This window comes from Herbaspirillum sp. 1130 (genome assembly GCF_017833835.1).
Lineage (GTDB): Bacteria > Pseudomonadota > Gammaproteobacteria > Burkholderiales > Burkholderiaceae_D > Herbaspirillum > Herbaspirillum huttiense.
Genome location: NZ_JAFICQ010000001.1, coordinates 1,822,858 through 1,845,024, shown reverse-complemented (window position 1 = coordinate 1,845,024; position 22,167 = coordinate 1,822,858). Strand labels below are relative to the sequence as shown.

The 22,167-nt window shown below is 58.0% G+C and carries 28 protein-coding genes; 23 read left to right on the top strand and 5 right to left on the bottom strand.

All coding sequences use genetic code 11. The annotated features are described in order from the left end of the window. Positions 1-2 precede the first annotated feature (2 nt). From JOD78_RS08345 to JOD78_RS08235, 23 genes are all read left to right on the top strand, one after another. Positions 3-1,298, top strand: a complete 1,296-nt coding sequence (locus JOD78_RS08345) for a phage major capsid protein (protein ID WP_209567117.1) — start codon at positions 3-5, stop codon at positions 1,296-1,298. Between the two features lie 63 nt (positions 1,299-1,361). Beyond that, on the top strand, positions 1,362-1,805 hold the full coding sequence (locus tag JOD78_RS08340) for a hypothetical protein (RefSeq protein WP_209567115.1): 444 nt from the start codon (positions 1,362-1,364) through the stop codon (positions 1,803-1,805). Positions 1,806-1,808: 3 nt separating this feature from the next. Then, positions 1,809-2,153: a head-tail connector protein gene (locus tag JOD78_RS08335; protein WP_209567114.1), complete on the top strand. Its 345-nt coding sequence runs from the start codon at positions 1,809-1,811 to the stop codon at positions 2,151-2,153. Beyond that, positions 2,153-2,482: a head-tail adaptor protein gene (locus JOD78_RS08330; protein WP_034335969.1), complete on the top strand. Its 330-nt coding sequence runs from the start codon at positions 2,153-2,155 to the stop codon at positions 2,480-2,482. Before JOD78_RS08335 ends, JOD78_RS08330 begins: the two co-directional genes overlap by 1 nt. A 1-nt stretch (position 2,483) precedes the next feature. Further along, on the top strand, positions 2,484-2,954 hold the full coding sequence (locus tag JOD78_RS08325) for a hypothetical protein (protein ID WP_209567112.1): 471 nt from the start codon (positions 2,484-2,486) through the stop codon (positions 2,952-2,954). 9 nt (positions 2,955-2,963) lie between these two features. Further along, a complete protein-coding gene (locus tag JOD78_RS08320) occupies positions 2,964-3,560 on the top strand; it encodes a hypothetical protein (protein ID WP_121044931.1) in 597 nt (198 codons plus the stop codon). After that, the gene (locus JOD78_RS08315; RefSeq protein WP_348534256.1) at positions 3,553-3,789 is read left to right on the top strand and encodes a DUF2635 domain-containing protein; all 237 of its coding nucleotides are present in this window, start codon (positions 3,553-3,555) and stop codon (positions 3,787-3,789) included. The genes JOD78_RS08320 and JOD78_RS08315 overlap by 8 nt, the downstream gene beginning before the upstream one ends. After that, a complete protein-coding gene (locus JOD78_RS08310) occupies positions 3,786-5,276 on the top strand; it encodes a phage tail sheath subtilisin-like domain-containing protein (protein ID WP_209567110.1) in 1,491 nt (496 codons plus the stop codon). Before JOD78_RS08315 ends, JOD78_RS08310 begins: the two co-directional genes overlap by 4 nt. Before the next feature lie 60 nt (positions 5,277-5,336). Next, a complete protein-coding gene (locus JOD78_RS08305) occupies positions 5,337-5,684 on the top strand; it encodes a phage tail tube protein (protein WP_034332186.1) in 348 nt (115 codons plus the stop codon). Continuing rightward, positions 5,681-6,205: a phage tail assembly protein gene (locus tag JOD78_RS08300; RefSeq protein ID WP_209567108.1), complete on the top strand. Its 525-nt coding sequence runs from the start codon at positions 5,681-5,683 to the stop codon at positions 6,203-6,205. Before JOD78_RS08305 ends, JOD78_RS08300 begins: the two co-directional genes overlap by 4 nt. A 126-nt stretch (positions 6,206-6,331) precedes the next feature. Further along, complete coding sequence (locus JOD78_RS08295) at positions 6,332-8,200, top strand: phage tail tape measure protein (RefSeq protein ID WP_209567106.1); 1,869 nt, start codon at positions 6,332-6,334, stop codon at positions 8,198-8,200. Beyond that, the gene (locus JOD78_RS08290) at positions 8,200-9,435 is read left to right on the top strand and encodes a DNA circularization N-terminal domain-containing protein (protein ID WP_209567104.1); all 1,236 of its coding nucleotides are present in this window, start codon (positions 8,200-8,202) and stop codon (positions 9,433-9,435) included. Before JOD78_RS08295 ends, JOD78_RS08290 begins: the two co-directional genes overlap by 1 nt. Before the next feature lie 17 nt (positions 9,436-9,452). Continuing rightward, a complete protein-coding gene (locus JOD78_RS08285; protein ID WP_348534255.1) occupies positions 9,453-10,550 on the top strand; it encodes a phage baseplate assembly protein in 1,098 nt (365 codons plus the stop codon). Further along, the gene (locus JOD78_RS08280; protein WP_209567101.1) at positions 10,547-11,095 is read left to right on the top strand and encodes a phage baseplate assembly protein V; all 549 of its coding nucleotides are present in this window, start codon (positions 10,547-10,549) and stop codon (positions 11,093-11,095) included. The genes JOD78_RS08285 and JOD78_RS08280 overlap by 4 nt, the downstream gene beginning before the upstream one ends. Continuing rightward, positions 11,092-11,499, top strand: coding sequence for a phage GP46 family protein (locus tag JOD78_RS08275; protein ID WP_209567099.1), 408 nt, complete (start codon positions 11,092-11,094; stop codon positions 11,497-11,499). The genes JOD78_RS08280 and JOD78_RS08275 overlap by 4 nt, the downstream gene beginning before the upstream one ends. Next, positions 11,489-12,535, top strand: coding sequence for a baseplate J/gp47 family protein (locus JOD78_RS08270; protein WP_209567098.1), 1,047 nt, complete (start codon positions 11,489-11,491; stop codon positions 12,533-12,535). The genes JOD78_RS08275 and JOD78_RS08270 overlap by 11 nt, the downstream gene beginning before the upstream one ends. Next, complete coding sequence (locus tag JOD78_RS08265) at positions 12,526-13,122, top strand: putative phage tail protein (protein WP_209567095.1); 597 nt, start codon at positions 12,526-12,528, stop codon at positions 13,120-13,122. The genes JOD78_RS08270 and JOD78_RS08265 overlap by 10 nt, the downstream gene beginning before the upstream one ends. A gap of 10 nt (positions 13,123-13,132) precedes the next feature. After that, on the top strand, positions 13,133-14,119 hold the full coding sequence (locus tag JOD78_RS08260) for a hypothetical protein (RefSeq protein ID WP_209567094.1): 987 nt from the start codon (positions 13,133-13,135) through the stop codon (positions 14,117-14,119). Beyond that, on the top strand, positions 14,120-14,329 hold the full coding sequence (locus JOD78_RS08255; protein ID WP_209567092.1) for a hypothetical protein: 210 nt from the start codon (positions 14,120-14,122) through the stop codon (positions 14,327-14,329). A gap of 67 nt (positions 14,330-14,396) precedes the next feature. Further along, positions 14,397-14,801, top strand: coding sequence for a restriction endonuclease (locus JOD78_RS08250; RefSeq protein ID WP_209567089.1), 405 nt, complete (start codon positions 14,397-14,399; stop codon positions 14,799-14,801). Further along, positions 14,798-15,097, top strand: a complete 300-nt coding sequence (locus tag JOD78_RS08245) for a hypothetical protein (protein WP_209567087.1) — start codon at positions 14,798-14,800, stop codon at positions 15,095-15,097. The genes JOD78_RS08250 and JOD78_RS08245 overlap by 4 nt, the downstream gene beginning before the upstream one ends. Further along, a complete protein-coding gene (locus JOD78_RS08240) occupies positions 15,094-15,669 on the top strand; it encodes a glycoside hydrolase family 19 protein (RefSeq protein ID WP_209567084.1) in 576 nt (191 codons plus the stop codon). Before JOD78_RS08245 ends, JOD78_RS08240 begins: the two co-directional genes overlap by 4 nt. Then, positions 15,666-16,193, top strand: coding sequence for a lysis system i-spanin subunit Rz (locus tag JOD78_RS08235; protein ID WP_209567082.1), 528 nt, complete (start codon positions 15,666-15,668; stop codon positions 16,191-16,193). Before JOD78_RS08240 ends, JOD78_RS08235 begins: the two co-directional genes overlap by 4 nt. A gap of 68 nt (positions 16,194-16,261) precedes the next feature. Here the strand turns inward: JOD78_RS08235 and JOD78_RS08230 are convergent, their stop codons facing one another. The 5 genes from JOD78_RS08230 to JOD78_RS08210 form a co-directional block, all read right to left on the bottom strand. Then, positions 16,262-17,002, bottom strand: coding sequence for an SGNH/GDSL hydrolase family protein (locus tag JOD78_RS08230; protein ID WP_209567080.1), 741 nt, complete (start codon positions 17,000-17,002; stop codon positions 16,262-16,264). A gap of 79 nt (positions 17,003-17,081) precedes the next feature. Continuing rightward, a complete protein-coding gene (locus JOD78_RS08225) occupies positions 17,082-18,035 on the bottom strand; it encodes a RelA/SpoT domain-containing protein (protein WP_280920968.1) in 954 nt (317 codons plus the stop codon). A 263-nt stretch (positions 18,036-18,298) separates the two neighbouring features. After that, positions 18,299-19,012, bottom strand: a complete 714-nt coding sequence (locus tag JOD78_RS08220; RefSeq protein WP_209567076.1) for a hypothetical protein — start codon at positions 19,010-19,012, stop codon at positions 18,299-18,301. 183 nt (positions 19,013-19,195) lie between these two features. After that, complete coding sequence (locus JOD78_RS08215) at positions 19,196-20,014, bottom strand: hypothetical protein (protein WP_209567074.1); 819 nt, start codon at positions 20,012-20,014, stop codon at positions 19,196-19,198. A gap of 421 nt (positions 20,015-20,435) precedes the next feature. Continuing rightward, entirely contained in the window at positions 20,436-21,974 is a 1,539-nt protein-coding gene (locus tag JOD78_RS08210) for a hypothetical protein (RefSeq protein WP_209567073.1), read from the bottom strand. Between the last annotated feature and the right edge of the window lie 193 nt (positions 21,975-22,167).

Sequence of the window (22,167 nt, the reverse complement as noted above, 5' to 3'; positions counted from 1 at the left end):
CTATGAATCAAGTTCGCGCACTCTACGCGGCTATCTCCAAGAAGATGGCCGCAGCAATCACCTACACCGGCGAGTTCCTGCACGCCTATCTGTTCATCTACATGGTGCGCACCGGTGGCATCCTGTTCGAGGGTGACCCCGAACCGATCATGAAGGAACTCAAGCGCATCGGCGACCAGGTGAAGGAAGTCGGCGAGAAGGCGCTGAAGGAAGCCGAGAAGGCCGGCGAGCTGTCGCAAGACACCAAGAAAAAGGTCGATGAACTGCTGGTCAAGCAAGGTGAGCTGCAGGCTCGCCTGCAGGAAACGGAACAGAAGCTCGATAAGCACGCCACTGGCCCTGCATCGGTCGAGTTGAAATCCATCGGCGGCCAGGTGGTCGAGTCCGATGAACTGAAGGAATACGTCAAGGAAGGCAACTTCAAGAAGAGCATCACCGTCCAGGTGAAGGCTGTCACCAGCGCCGCCAACAGTGCCGGCGCTGCCGTGGCACCGGATCGCCTGCCCGGCATCGTGACTCTGCCGCAACAGCGCCTGACCGTGCGCGACCTGTTGTCGCCGGGCCGGACCTCCTCGAACCTGGTGCAGTACATCAAGGAAACCGGCTTCGTGAACAATGCGGGGATGGTCGCCGAGGGGACGAAGAAGCCCGAGTCGAGCATCACGATGACCGAGGCGCAATCGGTGGTGGCCAAGATCGCCCACTTCATCAAGGCCTCGTCGGAAATCATGAACGACTTCCCGGCCCTGCAATCGATCATCGATACGCGCCTGCGTTACGGCCTGGCGCTGATCGAAGAAGCCCAGCTGCTGAAGGGCTCCGGCATCGGCAACAACCTGAATGGTATCTATACCCAGGCCAGCCAGTACTCCGCGCCCATCGTGATCAACAACCCCACGCGCATCGATGTGCTGCGCCTGGCGCTGCTGCAGGCAGAGCTGGCGGAATATCCGTCCACTGGCATCGTGCTGAACCCGGCCGACTGGACCGCCATCGAGCTGCAGAAGGACTCCACCGGTGCCTACATCTTCACCAATCCGCAGTCCACGGCGCAGCCGGGTCTGTGGGGCCGCCCGGTGGTCACGACCAAGTCCATGACCCTCGACGAGTTCCTGGTCGGTGCGTTCAAGATGGGCGCGCAAATCTTCGATCGCGAGCAGGCCAGCGTCACCATCGCGACGCAGAACGAAGACGACTTCGTGAAGAACCTGGTCACGATCCTGGCCGAAGAGCGCCTGGCGCTGGCGGACTATCGTCCGGAAGCCTTCGTCAAGGGTGACCTGACGCCGGCTGCCTGATCGCCGCTGGTCTATCTCTCAACGTAAGGCCGGTGCCGTCAGGTGCCGGCTTAGGAGAATTCAATGGATGTGAAAGTTATTGCGCTTCAGTCGCTCATGCATGGCCGCCTCGATCTGCGCAAGGGTCAGGAGGCCACGATTCCCGAAGCCGTGGCGGCCGAGCTGGAGCGTGCATCGCTGGTGAAGCGCGTGGCCAGCGAGCCCGTTGTACCGGCTGCACCCGCTAAAGGTGGCACCGCGCCCGCCCGTACCGGTCGCGCCAAGAAGGAAACGCCTTCGGCAGCTGGCTCTCAGCCTCCCGCGCCTGTGGGTGAGACGAAGCTGAACGCGCCGCCAGCAGGCGCGAGTGCCGGCAATCTGGCCGACGGGGCGCAAGTCGGTGAAGGTGGGCAGCAGGGCGAAGTTGTGCAGACGTCTGCACAGGGCGCTGACGGTACGAAGGGCGACCAAGTTCCGTCTGCTGGCGCTGAGTCCGATGCCGGCAATGGTGGTGGCGCGGAGGATTGATCCATGTCCCTCGTCTCTCTTGATGTCGCCAAGATGCACTTGAAGGTAGACGAGGTCGATGAAGATGCCGGCATCGCTATCTACCTGGGGGCGGCTGAAGCGACCGCCGTGGAGTTTCTCAATCGGCAGGTGTTCGAGTCGGAAGCGGCGATGGCGGTAGCCGTCGCCGCTGATACGGCAGGCGCAGCTCCCATGGTGGTCAATCCTGCCATCCAGGCGGCGATCCTGCTGATCCTCGGTCACCTCTATGAACATCGCTCGGACGTGGTGGCAGTGCGAGACATCTTCGAGTTGCCGCGCGGATCACTGTCCCTGCTGCAACCGTATCGTAAGTGCATGGGGGTGTAATGGCGCTCGATGAACCGATGGCCGGCGAATTGAATCGCCGGATCGAGATCCGTCACCGACAGGATCTGCCGCTGGCCGATGCCGAACTCTCGCATGAGTTTGGGGGCCAGCGCCGCCGCTGGGCCAAGATCGAACCGGTGGGTGCTGCCACTTATGCGGGGAGCGTGCAGATCGAGGAGAAGGTGACTCATCGCATCTTCCTGCGGCGGATCTTGGGCATCACCACGGACCATGAAATCGTGCATGGCGACCAGGTGTACCGGGTGCGCCGGTCCATGGCGATGAACGGCGCACCGCGCTTCACCCTGCTGGAAGTCGAGGAGCTCTGAGATGGCAAAGGATCAAGGCTTCTATCTTCACCTCGAAGGCTTTGAAGGCTTCGACAAGAAGATCGACTTCGACAAGAAACAGATCCGCCGTGCCATGCGGCAGTCGGGCCGTGCGGTCCAGCAGGCCGCGCGCAAGCTGGTCGGCAAGTCGATGCGCTCCCAGCCTGGTGCCTATCCCGGCCGCCGTACGGGTCGGCTGCAGCGCTCGATCAAGCTCAAGGTATCGCGGTCTGGCTTCCTGGTCAGGGTGGCACCGCAGTTGACCTCGGACATGAAGCAGTTCTATCCGGCATTCCTGCACTACGGCGTCAAGCGCAAGCCTGGCGGTAAGCGGAAGGCAGGAGGGAAGGGCAGCGGCAGCAATCGCGTCGAGCCGCGCGGGAACTACATGGTTGACGCGCTGGGGGATCGAAGTGAAGAGGTGCGCCGCATGCTGCAGTCAGCCTTCGAAAAAGCCCTCGTTATCAAGTAAGGACATCCCATGAAGCTGAGTCCCGTTGTCGCGCAGCTGCGCGACCGCGTGCCCTTTTTTGCGCGCCGCATCTTTGGCGGTATCGACTGGGAGGCGCTGGAGGATAGCGCCAAGCTGGCCACGCCCTGTGCCTATGTGATCGTCGGCGATTCAGATGCCGAGCGCAACAAGTACCAGAGCCTGGTCGCTCAAGACGTCACCGATCAGTTTGATGTGGTCGTGGTGCTGGACGCGCCGAATGGTCAGGACCTGGAGCGCATTGACGACGTGCATATGGTGCGCAGCCTGTTGTCGCTGGCGCTGGTCGGTTGGAAGCCCATGCCGGACTTTGATCCCATCGAGTTCGTCGGAGGTCAGTTGATCCTGCAGAACCGGTCGCGCATCGTCTATCGCTTCTCCTATCTCACCGAGTTCCAGCTCGGACGGGGAGATGCGGCGGGGCCGGCCGAGAACTGGGGGGATGTGGTACGCGATGAGCTCCCCAGGCTCGAAGGCATCAAGTTTGAATTGGACGCTATCGACCCGATGGCGGACAAAAACCTGAAGTACCCCGGCCCGGATGGGCGTATTGAAATCACCATCAACCAGGAGTTTACAAGTGAGTAATGACCGCTCCATTTTCGTCAAGCCGGGCGAGGGCCGTGTTGTCCATGACCCCGAACGCAACGAAGATCTTCCGGCCGAGGGCCGGAGCGTACCGCGTACCGCCTACTGGGTGCGCGCCGTGAATTCCGGCGACGTTGTCATCGCGAAGAGTGATGACGCCGCCGGTACTGCAAAGCCTGCCGGCAAGTCGGCAGCCAAGTCCGCAACGGATGAAGGAGAGTCGAAATGACGGTCCCGTTCAACAATACGCCGGCTGATGCCAACGTGCCGCTGTTCTACGGTGAGATGGACAACAGCTTGGCCAACAGCGCGACCTCGACGCTGCGTCGCCTCCTGATTGCCCAGGTCAACGATGATCAGGTGCTGCTGGTCAACCAGCTGCAGCCCATGGCACGCGTCAGTGATGCCGTGGCCTTGGGCGGTGCCGGCTCGATGCTCGCCACCATGTACACCGCTTGGCGCAAGTCTGATCCGGCTGGCGAGGTCTGGGTGTTGCCGGTGAAAGTGGACACCGGGACGGCGGCGGCCGGCAAGGTTACCTTTGCCGGTGTTGCGACTGAGGGCGGCGTGCTGAATCTGTACGTGGGCGCGACCCGCGTGCGTGCGACGGTGGTCATCGGTCAGACCGCTGCAGAGAGCGCTGCGGCCATTGCCGCTGCCATCAATGCGGCCAGTCTGCCAGTCAAAGCGGTTGCGGCTGCAGGGGAGGTCACGTTGACCTGCCGCTGGAAGGGCGATACCGGCAACGATATTCGCCTGGCCATGAACTTCAAGGGCACCTCGGCCAACGAGAAGACGCCGGCCGGCGTCACAATTACCTTGACGAATCTGACGGGTGGTGCCGGTTCGCCGGATCTGGTGTCTCTCCTGGCGCTGGTCGGCGATGAGCCCTTCGAATTCATCTGCCATCCCTATTCGGACTCGGCCAGTCTGGATGACTTCAAGGAGTGGATGAATGACAGCTCGGGCCGCTGGTCCTTCGCCCAGCAGTTGTGGGGCCATGTCTACACCGGTCGCCGTGGGACGATGGGCCAGCTGTCGGCGTTCGGGAAGGATCGCAACGATGCGCACATGACCATCGAGGGCTTCGAGCCGACCAAGCCCGATTTGATCTGGGAGGACGTGGCCGCCTACACGGCTCGTCAGGCAGCGTTCATCTCGGCAGATCCGGCGCGCCCCACGCAAACCGGTGAACTGGTCGGCTCCACGCCAGCGCCGTCCGGTGAGCGCTTCGTCTACCTGGAGCGCAGCGCCCTGCTGAAGAACGGTATCGCGACGCAAAAGTATGCAGGCTCCGCAGTCCAGATCGAGCGTGCGCGCACGACTTACCAGCGCAACAGCTACGGTCAGCCCGACGATTCGTATTACGACTCGGAAACGATGCATATCAGTGGGACCGTCATGCGCCGCCTGCAGTCGATCATCACCAGCAAATACGGTCGCCACAAGCTGGCCAATGACGGTACCAAGTACGGGCCGGGTGACGCCATCGTGACGCCCTCGGTGATTCGCAATGAGCTGATCGGTGAGTATCAGCTCATGGAGACGGCCGGCCTGGTGGAGAACTCGGCACTGTTTGCGAAGTATCTGATCGTGGAGCGCGATGCAAACAATCCGAACCGCCTCAATGTGCTGTTCCCGCCCGACTACGTGAACCAGCTGCGTATCTTCGCGCTGCTCAACCAATTCCGCCTGCAGTACGCGGAAACGGCGTAAGCATCCTTGATCAACCCTTATCGGCCCGGCTAGTCCGGGCCGCGTCATTTGGAGAATCCTATGGGACAAAAAACAGCAGGCGATTGCTACATCAAGGTCGACGGTGACCAGCTCGTGGTCAGCGGTGGCTGCGAGGCCCCGCTCACGGATACCACGCGCGAGACGGTGGTGCCGGGCTACTTCTCGGAAAAGGAGCGCACGCCGTACATCAAATGCGATGCAGTCGATACGCCGAACTTCCCGCGCGCCAAGCTGGCCGAGGGCACGAACATGACCGTGACATGCGAATTCAAGAACGGGAAAACCTACGTGCTGACAGGCGCTTATCTGGTGGGCGATCCGACCACGTCCGGCGACGATGCAAAGGCCGGCCTCGAATTCCACGGCATCAAGGGGACCTGGCAATGAAGCTCTCCAAGCCCATCATGGCCCATGGCCAGCAGCTCACTGAAATTACCCTGAAGTCGCCGACCGGGCAGCAGATCCGTGCAGCTCGCGCCTTGCCGTACTGGATGGCCGGCGACAACGCCATGGCGATCAATACCGAGGCGGCCTCCCGGCTGTTGGTGGCCTGCGCGGCTATTCCGCAATCCTCGGTCGACCAGCTGGCGGCAGTGGATCGCAACCAGTTGTACTGGGAAGTCGCGGGTTTCTTTATGGGCCAGGAGAACGAGGAAGAGGTGCAACTCCCGTTCGATCTCAAGGAGCCGACCGGCAAGTTCACGCGGGAGGTCAAGGCCTTGCCGTACTGGGTCTCCCCGGATGGTTCCATGACCATCAATACCGACGCGGCCGGCAAGTACCTGCTGCATTGCTCGGGCAAAGAGCAGGAAGTTCTGGACGAGCTGTCGGCGCGGGAGCTCAATTCCCTGTACTGGGCGGTCGCAGGTTTTTTCTTGGGTGGGACTTCCGAAACGCAAGCGAGCTGATCGATATCGCTTACGAGTGCGCATGGTTCTGGCAGGTCGATCCTGAGATCGAGTTGGAGCGAACGATATCCCAGTTGATGGAGCATCGGTCTCAGGCCTGGCGTATTGAGCAAATGAGAGATAGGGATGGCAGATAAATTTCAGTTGAAGGCGCTGATCACAGGCGTCGACAAGCTCTCTCCGACGCTGGCCGGCATTCGGAAGAACGTCGCATCATTTCGGAAGCAGCTGACATCGAGCAGCCTGGGCGAGAAGATCTCGCTGGGCGAGCTGGTGCAGGGTGGGGCCTTCGCCGCCACCATGATCGCGGCAACGAAGTCGGCTATCGACTTTGAATCGGCGATGGCTGACGTCAAGAAGGTGGTCAACTTCGATACGCCGGCCCAGTTCAAACAGATGAACCAGGAGGTGCTGCAGATGTCGCGGCGGCTGCCGATGGCCGCGAAGGACATCGCAGCCATCGTCGCAGCTGGTGGCCAGGCTGGTTTTGCTCGCAGTGAATTGCCTCGCTTCGCCGAGGATGCGGTCAAGATGGGCGTGGCCTTTGACCAGACCGCCACCGAGGCCGGCGAGATGATGGCGAAGTGGCGTACCTCGTTCCGGATGACGCAGGATGAGGTGGTCGCGCTGTCCGACAAGATCAACTATCTCGGCAACACCGGGCCGGCGAAGGCCAAGCAGATCTCGGCCATCGTGACGCGCATCGGCCCACTGGCCGAGGTGGCGGGCTTGGCCTCGGGCCAGATCGCGGCCATGGGTGCCACGCTGGCGGGTGTCGGCATCCAGGAGGATGTGGCGGCCACCGGCATGAAGAACTTCTTCCTGACCTTGACGGCCGGGGCTTCGGCCACGAAGCAACAGCAACAGACCTTCAAGGCGTTGCGGCTCGATGCTAAGAAACTGGCCGTCGATATGCAGAAGGACGCCCAGGGCACGATGCTGCGGGTGCTGACGGCGGTGAGCAAAGTCGACAAGCCGAAGCAGGCATCGGTGCTGCAGCAGCTTTTCGGCCGGGAGTCGATTGAGGCGATTGCGCCGATGCTGACCAACTTGGACAAGCTAAAGGAGAACCTGGACAAGGTCACGGATGCCACCAAGTTCGCCAACTCCATGAATCAGGAGTATGCGGCGCGGGCAGCGACCACGGCGAACAACATCCAGCTGTTCACCAATCGGGTGATTGCGCTCGGCATCAACGTCGGCAATGTGATGCTGCCACCGCTCAATAGCTTGTTGGCGGTTGCCGGCCCGATCACAGATGGGATCGCCTCGATGGCGGCAGCTAATCCCTGGCTGATCAAAGGGCTGGTGGGTGCCGCTGTTGGTTTCGTCGGTCTGCGTATCGCGGTGCTGGGTGCAACGATGGCGACGAAGCTGTTCCTGGCCGTCTCGAACCTGACGCCTATCGGCATCGCCGTGCGTCTCATCGCATTGGCGGCCGGCTTCCTGATCGCGAATTGGCGGTCGGTGGGGCCGTTCTTCAGCCAGATGTGGGATGTCGTCAAGTCGGGCTTCGCTGCAGGATGGGAATTCATCAAGACGGTGTTCGGCTTCACGCCGCTGGGCATGATCATCAAGAACTGGGAGCCCATCGTTGATTGGTTCCGGAACATGTGGGATCGCATCCGCCCCTATGTGCAGCCGTTGATCGACGGCTTCAATTTCGTGTTCAGCCGCAAGGTGCCGGTCGTGGCTGGGGGCCCTGGTGGTATGGCTTCCTCTGGTGCGCCTGGTGTTTTCCCGAGAGTGACGGCGGCGGGCAATGGGGCCGGCTCCGGCGATGCGCCTCCGCTCGCAGGCGGCGGTCCAGCAGGCTGGCGGCAGCAGCTCATTGCTGGTGCAGGGCGTGCTGGCGCGACCGCGAACATGAGAGGTGAGATGGTGGTGCGGTTCGAAGATGCGCCAGCGGGCATGCGCGTTGATAGCAACCAGTCCAACCAGCCAGGGCTGAACATCACGCCGAAGGTCGGCTATAGAACATTGGGACGGAACTGATGAGTGATTGGAAAAAACGGCTCAAGCCGGCCTCCTTCCGAGGCGTCCCATTCCGTGTCAATACGGAGACCTCGCCGGTCGGCCGGGATGTGGTGGTGTTCGAGTATCCAGGCAAGGACAAGCCCCGCGTGGAGGATATGGGGCGCAAGACGCGGACCATCCGCTTTGTTGCCTTCGTGATCGGCCCAGCTTGTCTGGACGAGCGCGACGCCCTGCTGGCCGCACTGGACAAGCCAGGCGAGGGGGAGCTCATCCACCCTTGGTACGGGCGAATGAAGGTGACGGCCACTAGCGACTGTACGGCTAGCCATAGTTGGGACGAGGGCGGCGTGGTGCGCTTCGAGCTGGTCTTTGTGGAAGCGGGCGAACTCGGCTTCCCCATCGCGACGGCCAACACCGCGCAGCAGGTGCAGACGTCTGCAAAGTCGGTCAAGGATTCCGCACTCAGCCGGTTCTCTGACGCGATGGCAGCGGTGAACATGGCCAAGGTGAAGGTGGTGGCCATCCAGGCGAACGTGGCGGCCGTCTACGGTGCGGTCAATAACTATATCAAGCCGTTGTCCTCCCTGTTCTCGTCCACTAGCGCGATGGTCGATTCGCTGATGAACGCTCCGTCTTCCTTTGGAGCGACGGTCTTCTCTGCGCTGGCGGATCTGGAACGGCCGTTTAGCAGTTTCGGCAGTTCCAGTAGCTCGGTGTCGAGCAGTGGAGCGGCAATCACCGCGCTCGCCCAGGCCCCTGTCTCCGGTGGCCAGGATGCGCAGGGTGTACAGAGCGCCCTGGTGGGGTTGATGCAAGACGCGGCGACCTATAACGGCATGCTCGATGCCGCGGCTGTTCCGATCCCGGCACCGCTAGTCGCGGCAAGCGCGACGCCCAGCTTGGATATGCAGGCGGCCACCGTGACGACGCCAGCCGAGGTCCCGGTCGCTGATGACATCGCGGCCGCCAGGGATGACTTGGCCGAAGCAGTCTTCCAGTACGCCCTGTATTCACCCTTGAGCCACTATGACACGCTCGATGCTGCGCGGCAGGCCGTGAATGCTCACCTCTCGGCGGTAGCGCGTGCCGGCGTCAGGCTGCGGACCGAGACGCCCGCCGCAACGTTGCCGGCGCTGGTGCTGGCCTACCGCCTTTACGGAGACGCATCGCGTGGCACCGAGATCGTTTCCCGGAACCGTATTCGGCATGCCGGCTTCGTGCCGGCGGTCGACTTGCAAGTGGCGAGGTCGTGATGGCGGATCGTGGAATCGTGACGTTGACCGTCAACGGGCAGGACTACGCCGGCTGGATGGATGTGGATATCGGGGCAGGCGTGCTGCGCCTGGCGCGGGATTTTACTCTGACGGTGACGTGGGATTGGCCTGGCAACCAGGGCGGCGACGTGCGTATTCGTCAGGGTGACCGGTGCGAGGTGCGCATCGATGGCGAATTAGTGCTGACCGGCTACGTCTTTGGCACACCAGTACGACACGACGCGAAATCGCTCTCCCTCTCAATCAAGGGCCGCTCGTTCACGGCGGATCTGGTGGACTGCTGTCCGGATGACAAGCCCGGCCAGTGGCGTAATCAAACCATCGAGAACATTGCCCGCGCACTGGTGAAGCCCTATGGCATCACTGTGATCAATGAGGCAGGTGACGGCACGATGGTCAAGGATCATACGGTGAAGCCTGGCGAGACAGTGTTCGAATCTCTGGACCGGTTGCTGACCCTGTCCCGGCTTCTGGCAATGGATGACGGTCACGGCCGCATGGTGATGGTCAGGCCTGGGAGTGCTGGGCGCGCGCATGATCGACTGGCTCGCGGCGAGAACATTTTGACCGGCGAGTCAGATCTCGACTTCTCCAACGTGTTCTCCGAATACGTGGCCAAGGGGCAGCAGTCCGGAAGCGATGACGACGATGACGAAGAGAACAGCGCACAGGTGGCAGCCTCGTCTGTGGATACGCGAGTCTCTCGGCATCGCCGGCTGGTGATTCGGGAGTCCGGACAGATTACCAAGGAACTGGCTCAATGGCGGGCCGACTGGGAGCGTGAAAGTCGGATCAGTCGTGCGCTCGAGGCGACCTACACCGTGCAGGGCTGGCATCAGTCCAATGGCGCATTGTGGCGACCGAATATGGTGGTGCGCGTGGTCGACCGGATTATCGGCTTTGACCGCGACATGCTGATTTCGGAAGTCAGCTACAAGCGGTCCCGCTCTGCCGGTACGACGGCGGTACTGAAGGTCGCGCCTCCGGATGGCTTCGAGCCAGAACCAAATGACAAACGCAAGCGCATGAAATTGAAGAAATCGAAAGATGGCTTCGAATACCTGCTGCCTGCGGATTGGGAAAGGAATTCATGAGCAACGACAGTCCAATCGCAAGATGTACGGTGGTGCTAACCAAGCCTGGCCAGCGCCGCCAGCGCATGCAAGTCAGCATCCTCGACGGGGAGAGCAAGGACGATGTGGAGCTGTTCGAGCAGTACGGCATCACCTCCATTCCTCTTTCAGGCGCGGGCGGCTTGGCGCTGTTCTTTGATGGCGACCGCTCTCATGCGGCCGTCATCATGCCGAGCGACAAGCGTTACCGGCCGACCGACCTGAAGCCTGGCGAGGTTGCCATCTATACGAACGAAGGTGCACGGATCGTGCTGAAGCAGGGACGCGTTATCGAGGTCGAGTGCGATGTCTATCGGGTCAAGGCGAAGCGCTATGAGGTGATCGCCGAGGAAGCCGTCAGCATCGCCACCGGTGACTTCAAACTCGCCGCCTCGGGGACAGCGGAATCGACGGGACCGATGAAGATGCCGGAGGTGATCGTGGACAACGTTCCGCTGAGTAAGCACTTCCACCAGGAACACGATGGCCCCCCTACCAGCTCGCCGAAGGCGGGAGGTGGCGGATGATCCTGACGCTTTCTGAGGATGACCGCCGCGCCGTTCTGTGGCGGGCCGCTGTCATCAGTCTTTTCAGTTGGCGTCGTGCAGATCCATCCGATCCGAACGATGGAGCAGATCCGCTTGGCTGGTGGGCCGATAGCTACCCCACGGTGGCCGATGACAAGATCGGCTCGCGCGTTTGGCTGCTGCAGCGCAGATCCATTACGGACGACGCACTTCGTGATGCTGTGGCATTCGGTGAAGAGGCGCTGGCGTGGTTCGTCTCTGATGGCCATGCCAGCCAGGTCACGGTGACGGTTGCTCGTACCGGTACCGACGGCGTGACGATGACTGCAGTGATTGATCTGCTTGGTGATGAGCCATTGCAGATCGAGATCGATGATTTTTGGAGGGTGATCAATGCCGTTTAACATTCCTGGCCTCGTGGCCTTGATTAAGCGGGTGAGGGCAGATCTGGTCCCTGCTACTTCGACCGATGCACTTCGCCGAACCGATGCCGAAGTGCTGTCGCGCGTGCATAGCGGTGTGGCGGCTGGCCTCTACCAGCACCAGGACTACATCGCCGCGCAGAGTCTGCCGGATAAGTGCGACGAGGATATGCTGCTGCGCTACGCCCAATGGCGGCTGGGTCGTGGCTACCGCGCGGCGACCTACGCGACTGGATCTATGGAGTGCGAAGGACAAACGGGCGCGCCGGTCGACGCTGGGACACTTTTTCAGGCACCGGATCGCAGTCAGGTCATCGTGACTGCAGATACGGTAATCAACGGAGTGACGGCGGTCCCGATCCGCGCTGTGGTCGCGGGAGCGGCCGGCAATCTCGATGGCGGGACGAAGCTCACGGCGGTGTCTCCAGTGCTGGGCGTGAGTGATGAGGCTGTGATCACCTCGGCGGGCATGACCGGTGGGGTCAACCAGGAAACGTTGGAGCAGTTGCGGGCAGCGGTGCTGCGGACCTATCGCCTCGTCCCGCAAGGGGGTTCTGCCGATGACTACGAGACCTGGGCGCTGGAGTATCCCGGCGTGACCAGGGCCTGGACACGACGTAACTGGCTCGGTCCTGGCACGGTGGCCGTGTTCATCATGTGCGATGGGGATGATGATCCATTCCCTAACGAAGCCTTCCGTACGGCCGTGTTCGCGTACCTCGACAAGAAACGGCATGCCACCGGTGAGCTCTACGTGCTCGCGCCCACGCCCAAGCCCATCGTCTACCAGATCAGGCTAACGCCGGATACCGGGCCGGTGCGTGCCGCGGTGAGGGCGGCGTTGAAGGCTGTGATCCTGGCGGAAGCGTCGTTGGGAGTGACATTGCTACGCAGTCACCAGGATGAAGCCATCAGCGGTGCCGCCGGCGAGGATGATCACGAGATGCTGGTGCCGGCGGCGAACGTCACGGTGCTGCGTAATGAGATCGCGACCTTCGGAGACATCGAATGGCTATGACCGAAGCGGACTACCTGGAACAGATGCGACAGCTGCTGCCGCCCGGCCCTGCGTGGGATCGAGAGTTCTACGGCGGGGAAGTAGATCAAGTTCTGCAAGGCCTTGCGCCTGAGTTCGCGCGCATCGATGTGCGGGCAGATGCACTTCTGGCAGAGCTGTTCCCGCCCACGATGCGTGAGCTGGTCAGCGACTGGGAGGCGGTCATGGGATTGCCCGATGAGTGCCTTTCTGACGATCCAAGCTTTGACCAGCGTAAGGCGGCCGTCCTGCGCCGGCATTTGGCACAAGGGGGGCAGAGCCTGGCTTACTTCGTTAGCCTGGCGCGGGAGCTGGGCTATCCCGATGCAACTGCCATTGAGTGGCGCGCACCTCGGTTCGGTCGGTCACGCTTTGGCAAAGCCCGATTCGGAACCTGGGCCGCGCAATTTATCTGGACGATCAAGTTGGGTCGCCGGCATGCAGGTGGACGACGCTTCGGCATTGCCGTTTGGGGCGAGCGCTTCGGTGCGAACCCGAATGAGGCTGTGGAGTGCGTGATCAAGCGCTGGGCACCGCCGTTCACTGTGGTGCTCTTCGAATACGAATAAAGGAACGAGAATGGATTTTCCGAAGAGTGTGCCAGGCGTTGGCCTGGTCAATGGCAAGTTCGTGGATGAAGATGAGCAGACAGGGCAGCAAGGATCGTTGATCCCAGCTGCTTGGGGGAATCTGACGACAGACGAACTTCTGGCGGTGATTATCGATGCAGGCCTCGTCCCGAGCGAGATTGTTTCTAATCAGCTGCTGCTGGCCATCAAAAAGCTTGTCGGTCGCGCTCCGGCAGTCTCGGGAGTGCGCGGCCTGCGAGGCGACCGCAATGCGGCGGTGCCAGCCACCAAGTATGACTTCACGTGTGCTCAGCGGATCTACCGTAATCCCGGTACTGGCGACACGGTCATTTCGCGCAGCGCTGCGACGATCTCGGCCGATGCCGCAGTGGCCGGTCCTGTTGCTAGTGGACGTGACCAGGCCGGGGCTTTTGCAGCAGGGTGGCTGAATCTGTTCTTCCTGATCGACGCCGCTGGCAACGAGACGGCAGTGTGGAGTACCAATGCTCCTACTGTAGGCCCCAATATGTTCGGTGCTTACGTGAGCTGGGTATTTGGCCACAGCGCCTATTGGACTGGCACGGCTATTCGTCGTTGCGCAATGCGGGGTTCGCGCAATTTCGAGGCGTCATGGCAGTCGATTTTGACGGTTGGCAATACCAGTGGGACCGAGGTCGTTGCCAACTGCTCTCTTGCCTGGCCGGCTTGGGCGCAACTGGGCGTGACGCGGATCAAGTCCTATCTATCGTCCAATTCGGCGGGAGGAGGGACCGCGACCGCGTCGTGGCGTTTCTTGGCTGCGTTCGCAGGCAAGGATATCGACATGGGATGCGCTCAGGCACTCGACACGTCCTACTACACCGAGGAGTGTGTGTTCCCGAACGTCGGGCAGCAGCTGGTCTGTGCCCTTACCTTGACCAGTGGTGCTGGCAACCTCTCTGCAGTTTCTAGCCTGCTGCAAGGAGTCGGTTTCACCGTATCGAATGGAGATGTCTAAATGAAAAAGGCCTTTTACGATGAAACCACCAAACGCCTGATCGCGATTGGTTTCCTGGAAGAGATTGCAGGCGGGGTCGGTGTGGAGGTGGCTGACGACTTCGATGCGCCTCTTTATGTGACACAGTGGGACGGAACGGCATTCACCCGCTCTCCGCTGCCGGCAAACTTCACCGTTGCCACTCCGGAGGATCTCGCCGCCGCAGAGTAGTGCAGACGTCTGCACACAACACACAGCCGCCAGAGGGCGGCTATTTTTTTATCCATCGGGGACATACATGCCAGAACCAACAACAGGGGCAGTGATCGGTGCCGGCTCGGGGGCATTTGCCGTCGGCACCATCACCATTACAGGGTCATTCCTGGGACTGCAGTACGAGATGCTGCTGGCAGGGCTGGCCGGTGGTCTGGCCATGCTTTCCAGCCTGCCCCCGGTCTCCCGCCCACGTGCGGTGATGATCCTGATCGCCAGCGCGCTCATGGGAGGCTATGTCGGCCCCATGCTGCACGCCTGGGCTATCCAGTCCGACGTGTTCGCCTGGTCCGGGAAGTACTCGGAGGCCACCAGGCTCTGCAGCGGCTTTCTGATCGGGGCGAGCTCCCAAACGGTGATCCCGCTGGGGCTGGGCTGGATGCGTACGAAATTCGGAGGGGGCAACATCAACCAGGAGCCATCCAAATGACCAAGATCCTGCTCGCTACCAATTACCTGCTGGTCGTCAACTTCATCGCCAGCCTCGCGCTCTTCCTTCATTGCGTCTTCGCGCTGAACCGAATGAACCATCGCAGCAATCACCTGGTGCGCGCGTGGTACGTCATCTCGGCCGTAGGCGCATTCGGGGTGATCACCGGACCTCTGTATGGCTACATCAGCCCACAGCCCGCCGAGGTGATCTCGAACGTCGGGGTGGCGGGTCTGCTGGCCGGAGGGTGGCTCTACCGCAACCGTCGTGCAACCGATACAGGAGAACCAAGATGATTCTCACGCTTGCCCAGCTCCAACGCATCATGCCCGCTTCCACGCGGGCATCGTTGTTTTTGGAGCCCCTCAATGCAGCTATGCAGGAATTCGGGATCGACACGCGCCTGCGCATTGCGGCCTTCCTCTCGCAGATTGGCCATGAATCGGGGCAATTCCGCTTCATGGAGGAACTGGCCAGCGGTGCGGCCTATGATAATCGCGCCGATCTCGGTAACACCAATCCGGAAGCGATCCGGATCGCAGCCGCTTACGGCTCCACGCCGGGCCGATTCTGGAAAGGCCATGGGCCGATTCAGATCACAGGCTACCTCAACCATCTGGCCGCCATGATGGCGCTTCACGTGGATTGCGTGGAACAGCCGCGCCTATTGTGCGAGCCGGTCCACGGCTGTCGTGCTGCCGGCTGGTTCTGGACGGTTAATGGCCTGAACAAGTGGGCTGATGTCGGCGACATCGATGGCGTCAGCGACGTGGTCAACCGAGGCAAGAAAACGGCGGTCATCGGTGACGCGAATGGCTTTGCCGAACGTAAGGCCATCTATGAGCGAGCGCTGGAGGTGATCCCATGAACCGGCTTCAGACCGTGGCGACCGCCCTGGGTGCTGTGCTGTTGGCCCTCTGTCTGGGCCTGATTGGCGGCCACCTATGGGGCGGGCACCGCCAGGCGCAAATCGATGAGGGCAGGGCGGCGAAGGTCAGTGAACAGCATGCCATTGCGCTGGCCAGCGCCACCGAACGATACCGAGAGGCTGAACGCAGTGGCCAGGCGGCCGTTGCCGCCATAACGGCAGCCGCTCAACAGGAGAAAGACAATGCAAAGAAGCAAATGGATATTTTGCGCGGTAAGCTGCGCACTGGCGCTGTGCGCCTGTCAGTCGCCGTCGACGCGGCTAGTGCAGCCGCCGCTGCCCGAGCTGCCAGCGCTGGGGATCGAGAAGCGCGAGCCGACCTTCTGCCAGCGGCTGCTGACGTTCTTCTCGATTTCGCCATCGAAGGCGATGACATCGTGCGGGAGCTCAACGCCTGCGTCGACAAATACCACCGCGCCGAACAGGTGATCTTCGAATCAAAGAAGAGAGGTGCCGCCGAATAGTGTTCGAAGTTGGGGCCTTGGTCACTAGGTGAACAAGGCCCCGGAATAGAATGAATACGACTCAAATGTTATTTTCTGAGGAAGGGGCGTGCGCCTTCTTTGACCTCTCGTGCGGCCTTCAAAGGGAGTTGGGCAGCGATTCGACGATCTAGCAGAATTTCTTTGAGGCGAACCTGCATGTACTTCCCGATAAGTTCATAGCCCTGTTGGTTTGGGTGGATGCCATCGGGGATAAATTCTGATCTTCGTGACGCAGGAATGATCGAGGAAAAATATTGCTGAACATCGATCACTGGAATGCCTTCCTCGCGCGCTACCTTTCGCATTATCTCAGCGTAGTGTGCAACGCCCCCTAACCTGGAAGGATTTGGCGTCTGGAGAATGACGTCGTGACCGTTTTCTCTCGCGTGCTTGATAACTGCCTTTAGGTTGGCAACGTAGTCATCTTCAGAAATGGTGAGGCTGTCGTTAATTCCGTAGTTGAAGAGCATCACCGTCGCACACGACGCTCGGGCCATCTCCGGCCACCGCAAGTTGGCGTAATGCCCATTGAGGCTCGTCTTCGTTGAATCGCCGCTTACCGATGAGTTGTGAATAACGAAGCCAGGGATCGAAATAAAGTCTTGGACGGGCGATGCAACGAGTCGTATATCCGAAGGGTTCTGCGCTAAGGCACCCCCATCTACGCCCATAAGAGTCGAGTCCCCGTAGATTTCCAAAAGCTCAGATGCGCTGCCAGCGCCTGTAGTCAGCAGAAGTGCCAGTCCTGCAATCATCCCCCTCTTCGAGAGCATATTGTTCTTACCCACTTACCTTGTTATTTCCGTAATTTTATACATTTTCTTATCCGCCGGTTTTTCAAACTTGAGTGGTATCACCGGTGTTAGCTTAGAAGAGTGCGCCTTGGCGATCAGGGCGGATAATCTTCACCACTTCTTGTAAGAAAGTCGTCGTATCCAAAAAGTAGTTTGGATAAGCTCTGCGAAGTGCACTTATAGATGATGCGGAGACTAGAACAATGCGGGTGGGAGAGTCAGTAGGTATCTCATTCTCTAGAGCGGTATAAAGTCGGTTTGCCTCTGTTGACTCGCTTCCGCTAAATCCTCGAACTGATACCCTGCGTGCGACAGGATCTAATCTCACTACGAAGTATTTGGAGTTCCTGCGTCGTTCTACCTTTGGGAGGATAGCCTGATACCCACTGAAGGTAGCTTCGATATGGTTGGCTCGATCAAGCTCAACAATTTCGTTGAACAGGTCTTCTTGGTTTGATGGAGTTCCTGGGACGGTAGGTTGGCCTTCTCGCAGCGCAAAAATGGAACTCATCAACGCGAAGAAGCGAAGCCACGCTTGCTGTCCCATGTTGGATTTCAGAGCTTGACCTGTAAATGTTTCCGCAGCCTCGACAGCTGTTGCCCACTGGTGTTGAAGTTGGGTCCTGATTTGCAGTTCGACTTTCAATCCGTAATAGGGATTGTCAGGATTGTCACCGCCGACACTGTATTTCAAGTGTATCCCTCGATATCCTGTATCTTTCGGCTCCAAGATATAGTCTTTAACTCCATTGAACCTATGTACAGTTCGCGAGATGCGATAGAGTTCCACTAGCCTGCCCACTGTACCGAGGGTGGGCATTATCGCTCGGCAGCCGGCAATGTCTTGCATTTGGGACAATTTCATGCTGTCCTTTGCGCTGAGCTTGGCGGAGATTGACTCTAGGCGCTTTATGCGCTGTACCGTATTAGATAGGCGACTGACCTTCTTAGCCCTCCGCTGTAGCGTCACATAAAAGGAGTTTAGCGGATGTGAATGAGCTGCTCGCCAGTTTTCAATTATTGGCATATAGCTAGGTAAATCTGGGTCTCCGCTTACCAGTTGTCTACCGGCGGCATTCACCTGCTCCCTTGTGTACATGGGCTTCGAATAGATTGACATTCGCTGGCTCTTCTTTTTGGTGGGACTGCTATTTCGTTAAAAGAGGTATGGTTATTTACGGAATCGAGCGGCTCGGCGGCATTGAACGGCCGGCGGTGGCCTATTGGCAGACCTGGCAGATTGCGTTTGGTGAGGTCAACCCAGGGCCGCCTTTTTGAGACTGATTGTTCTTACATCGTCAATCTGGCATATGCCGCCATGCCAAGTTCGCTCGCACAGATGACACTGGCGATAGCTCCTAGCACGTAGGGAAAGACAAGATTTACCGATGGTTTAGAGTTGAATAGGAATTCAGCGGTAGCACGCAGTAAAAGCGTTACGTACTGGCGTCTCGGAATGTTATATGGCGTAACTAGGTGGCCGTGGGTGGAGTTTGCAACGTTTTTTGTCGCATTTGAAAATGTCGCGCCTTGCACGCCCAGATGTCCGCTTTGGAGGATTGAGATCAAGTCATGAGGGGGATAGTCGAGGTTGCCAGCAATGAAGAAAGTACCGCTAAAGATCTTTATATCTGGTAGATCTTGGGCCTGTTTGAAAATAGTGCCCGTCGCAAACGGCCCCAGCACCGACGGTGCTTTTTTCTTTACGACTACATTCTGCATGTCTTTCTGAAGACGCCTAGCTACTGCAACCTTGAGAGCAGAACCGTAGTTCTCGCCAAGCGCTTTTCGCTCTTTTATGGCGATGTCAGAAAAGTGATACCTCTGAATAAGGTAAACGAGCACAAGAAATAGAACCAGCCATACGCGTCCGGGGTGGGACGTGCTTACCGACAAACCAAACACCGCTAGTTTGGTTACCGATATTTTGACAAAAGAACCTGCAATGGTTGCAAAGGCCACAGTCACAAGGTTTCGGCGGACTTTGCCGTCTTCATCATCCAAAATTGCTTCCCCTAGTTTATTTGAGTTTTAGCAAGATCTACAATTTGATCTTAGCCGTAGGATTATAAAGTTCCTTCGCTTAAATTTGAGTATGGCGATCCGGTGGGGGCTCATACATTGAACTCAGCTTGCTAAAGCTTCTTAGCTAATTAAACGCATGCATCAGCGGTACGGTCCATATGCTCAGTACAGGCTGGGCAGGCCCACTCTACAGTCGTCAAACTCCACCTCTACATTGGTGCCCAAGTAGCTGAAATGGGCATGGCCGGCTCCTGGTACCCATGGTCGAGTGTACGTCTGTACGCGGGAACCTGAAGTAATGGCGAGTAGAGTAGTGCCGCCAATGTCAGAAAAAAGTTCGGCGGCCACTATCCTACGCATGACTGGGTATGGTGATCGCCACCATGGAAGTGATCCAATTGGATGTCTGGCGCGCTCATCATTCACCATCTGCGCGATTTCAGCCTTGTGGCTTCCTAGATGAATCACGGTTTCCTGTTCGTCGAACTGGACGGGATCACATCCTATCTCTGCAGAAGATACATCTGATATACCGCGAAACGCACCCAATTCTCCAGAGCGGGGGCACCGGCCGAAGAAGCAAAATTCGACGGTGGCGCGGTCATTCGGCATCGTGATAGCGTTGGTCGATAGGAAATATTGCTTCAAGAAGTCGAGGAAGTACAGGGCGAGTCCTTCCAGGGTGGGGACTGCCTTTGAGGTTGAGATTAGATTCGCAAAAAGAGGTGTTACAGCTAGCACTGCGCTGTGGGCGATCAATGTGGAACCTGCAAAGGCCACTCCTACGGAGCCTGCGAAGCCGACCGTATCGAAGAAGCCAGATTCACCTGGCCAGTAGCAATTCACCGGTATCGAGAAGATCTTAGGCGCTTGCTTGGTAAGAGGATTTTCCCCCTTTGAAACCTGAGTATCTGCTACTGCCCAGATATCTTCAAAGTGAGGCAGAGACTCCTTGTTTAGCCAGATCATCACAGCAGTCATAGCAGCTCTCCAAATAGGGGCATGATGCTGTCATTAAGTTGGTATTCTTATGCCAAAAGAGCCCCAAAACACCCAAAATAATGACAGCCCATTGTATCTAAGTAGTTGACTTTAAATGGATTGTCTGGTGCGAGGAGGGGGACTCGAACCCCCGCGCCATTGCTGGCTATCGGATTCTGAAAGGTAAATAACGGGCAAATCGCGCCCCTGTAACCAAATCTAAAGGTTAAGAGCCTTTCAAATTAAGGCCTCGAACGTGACAGCGTTCCAGGCCTTTTGCTTGGCATAACTCTATCGTCTTCAGCTTCACAGTTTCTGCGTGCTCACGACTTTGCAGAATGCCAGCATCCTCTGCCAATTTTAGTCGCGTGGATTACTATCACTAGGCTCAAATTGCCCTCATTACCTGTGTGACACGAGCTTAGGATTGCTCTATTCCAACTCGAATATTAAGTCTTGTGTCCGGTTTGAACCTGCAGAAAACCAAATCACCCCTCTCTGCGATCACGTCGCTGCAAAGCGCAATAGAGGTTTCCGGATACCATTTAAAGCTTTTGTCAAAAAGCAGCAGTAAATCCGTTCTTCCCTTTAGTTGCTCTGCAGGAGCGGGAGCAGTTCTATCGTAGAAATTTCGGCCGCTAGCCAACTGGTACTCTGGAAATTGCCACCATCCGCTTGTTAAAACCTTGCCAGGTGTTGCTGAGATAATTTGTGACATCTGGATGATGTTTGGATTTACTGGAAAGGAAGCGAGGTCAGCTCTTTTGATCGATAAAAGTTTCTCGAATTTCTCTGCCTGTAACATAAGACCCGGGCGGGTGCTTTTTTGCATTTGCGGCGCAATAAGAAGGAGCGTAGTTGCTACAAATGCGGCCGGCAATATTCTTGATGTTATGAATTGGTTACGTGTTTCGCTGACCTGTCTCAGTTGCTTCGAGGCGCACCAAGCGGCCGCCAACAAAAGGGGGAAGTAAATTAGCATGATACGACGCTCATCCATTCCAGAGATGAGAATGTAGCCGCATAAAAGAACGAGTGGCGCCCAGAAAATAGAGAAAACTAGAAGTAAGGCGGAGGCCAAGAAAATTAAAGGTAGCGTGAGCGGATTAGAAAAAGAATCTAAATGAAGCATGTATCTCCCTGCAGCTGTTGAGCGCTGCCAGAAATGATGTTCAATGAATTTTCCCAGCCCCGGTGCAGTCGGCGGCATCTCAAGACTTCCCGCATGTAAAAACTTCACTAAGAGCTCAGATGTGAAGCTGGAGAAATAGAAGCTTGCTATAAAGACACCGAGCGCTCCCAAGCTTACAGCAATTGCGCGAACGGTGGTCGAGGTGAAATTCGCCCACGTCAACTTCGGTTGGTGCAATGCGCACACTCCGAATGCCAAGAAGGGAATGACTACACCACTTATTAGTTTGGTTGATATAGCAAAGCCGAAGAAGACACTACCCATTGCGAGAGACGCAGCTTCGTTTCGGCTCAATGGAGCGTTGCTTATGGTATGTAGTCCAAGTATCAAAAAACCGAGGGCTGTTATTTCACCCAAAAACGACGTCAGTTGATCTGAGAAAGTCGCGCTGGTGAAAATGATGGTGATGCAAAGGAGCCAGGCTAATGAAGAATATTTCTTGGCGGAGTATAAGAAAAAGAACGCTACTAGAGTCAGCGTGAGCGCTAATCCAAGCCGGTCTCCGAAGATTGTCAAAAGCAATGCGCAAAGATACTGTAGTGGCCCGTTGGTGGTAATTCGATAGTCGTTAATGTAGCTAGGGTTATACGTTGACGAGTAAACCAAATCATGAGAAATGCTTTTTGCGACTTGCAGATTGAATGCCGCGTCGAAGCTGACGTCTTGTGTCATTCCTGCAGTAAAAACTAAGACTAAGGCGCTCAGCGATATCAGTATTATCCCAACCTTGAAAAGTTTATTTATTTTTGACTCATTAATAAGCGACATTAGTCTTTCCCAGCCAGTCTGTTAAGTGTTTGTAAATGTGGAGGTGCAAAAGCTTAACATTTTTGGTTACTGAGGGTGCCGAATGGATGCTACCCCCTTGGCAAGGATGAGCATTAATGTTGGTTCTCAATGGCTTATATCGAAACCGCAGAGTTTTATATGGCGTTCTCGATACTCAAGTTAATTTCAATCC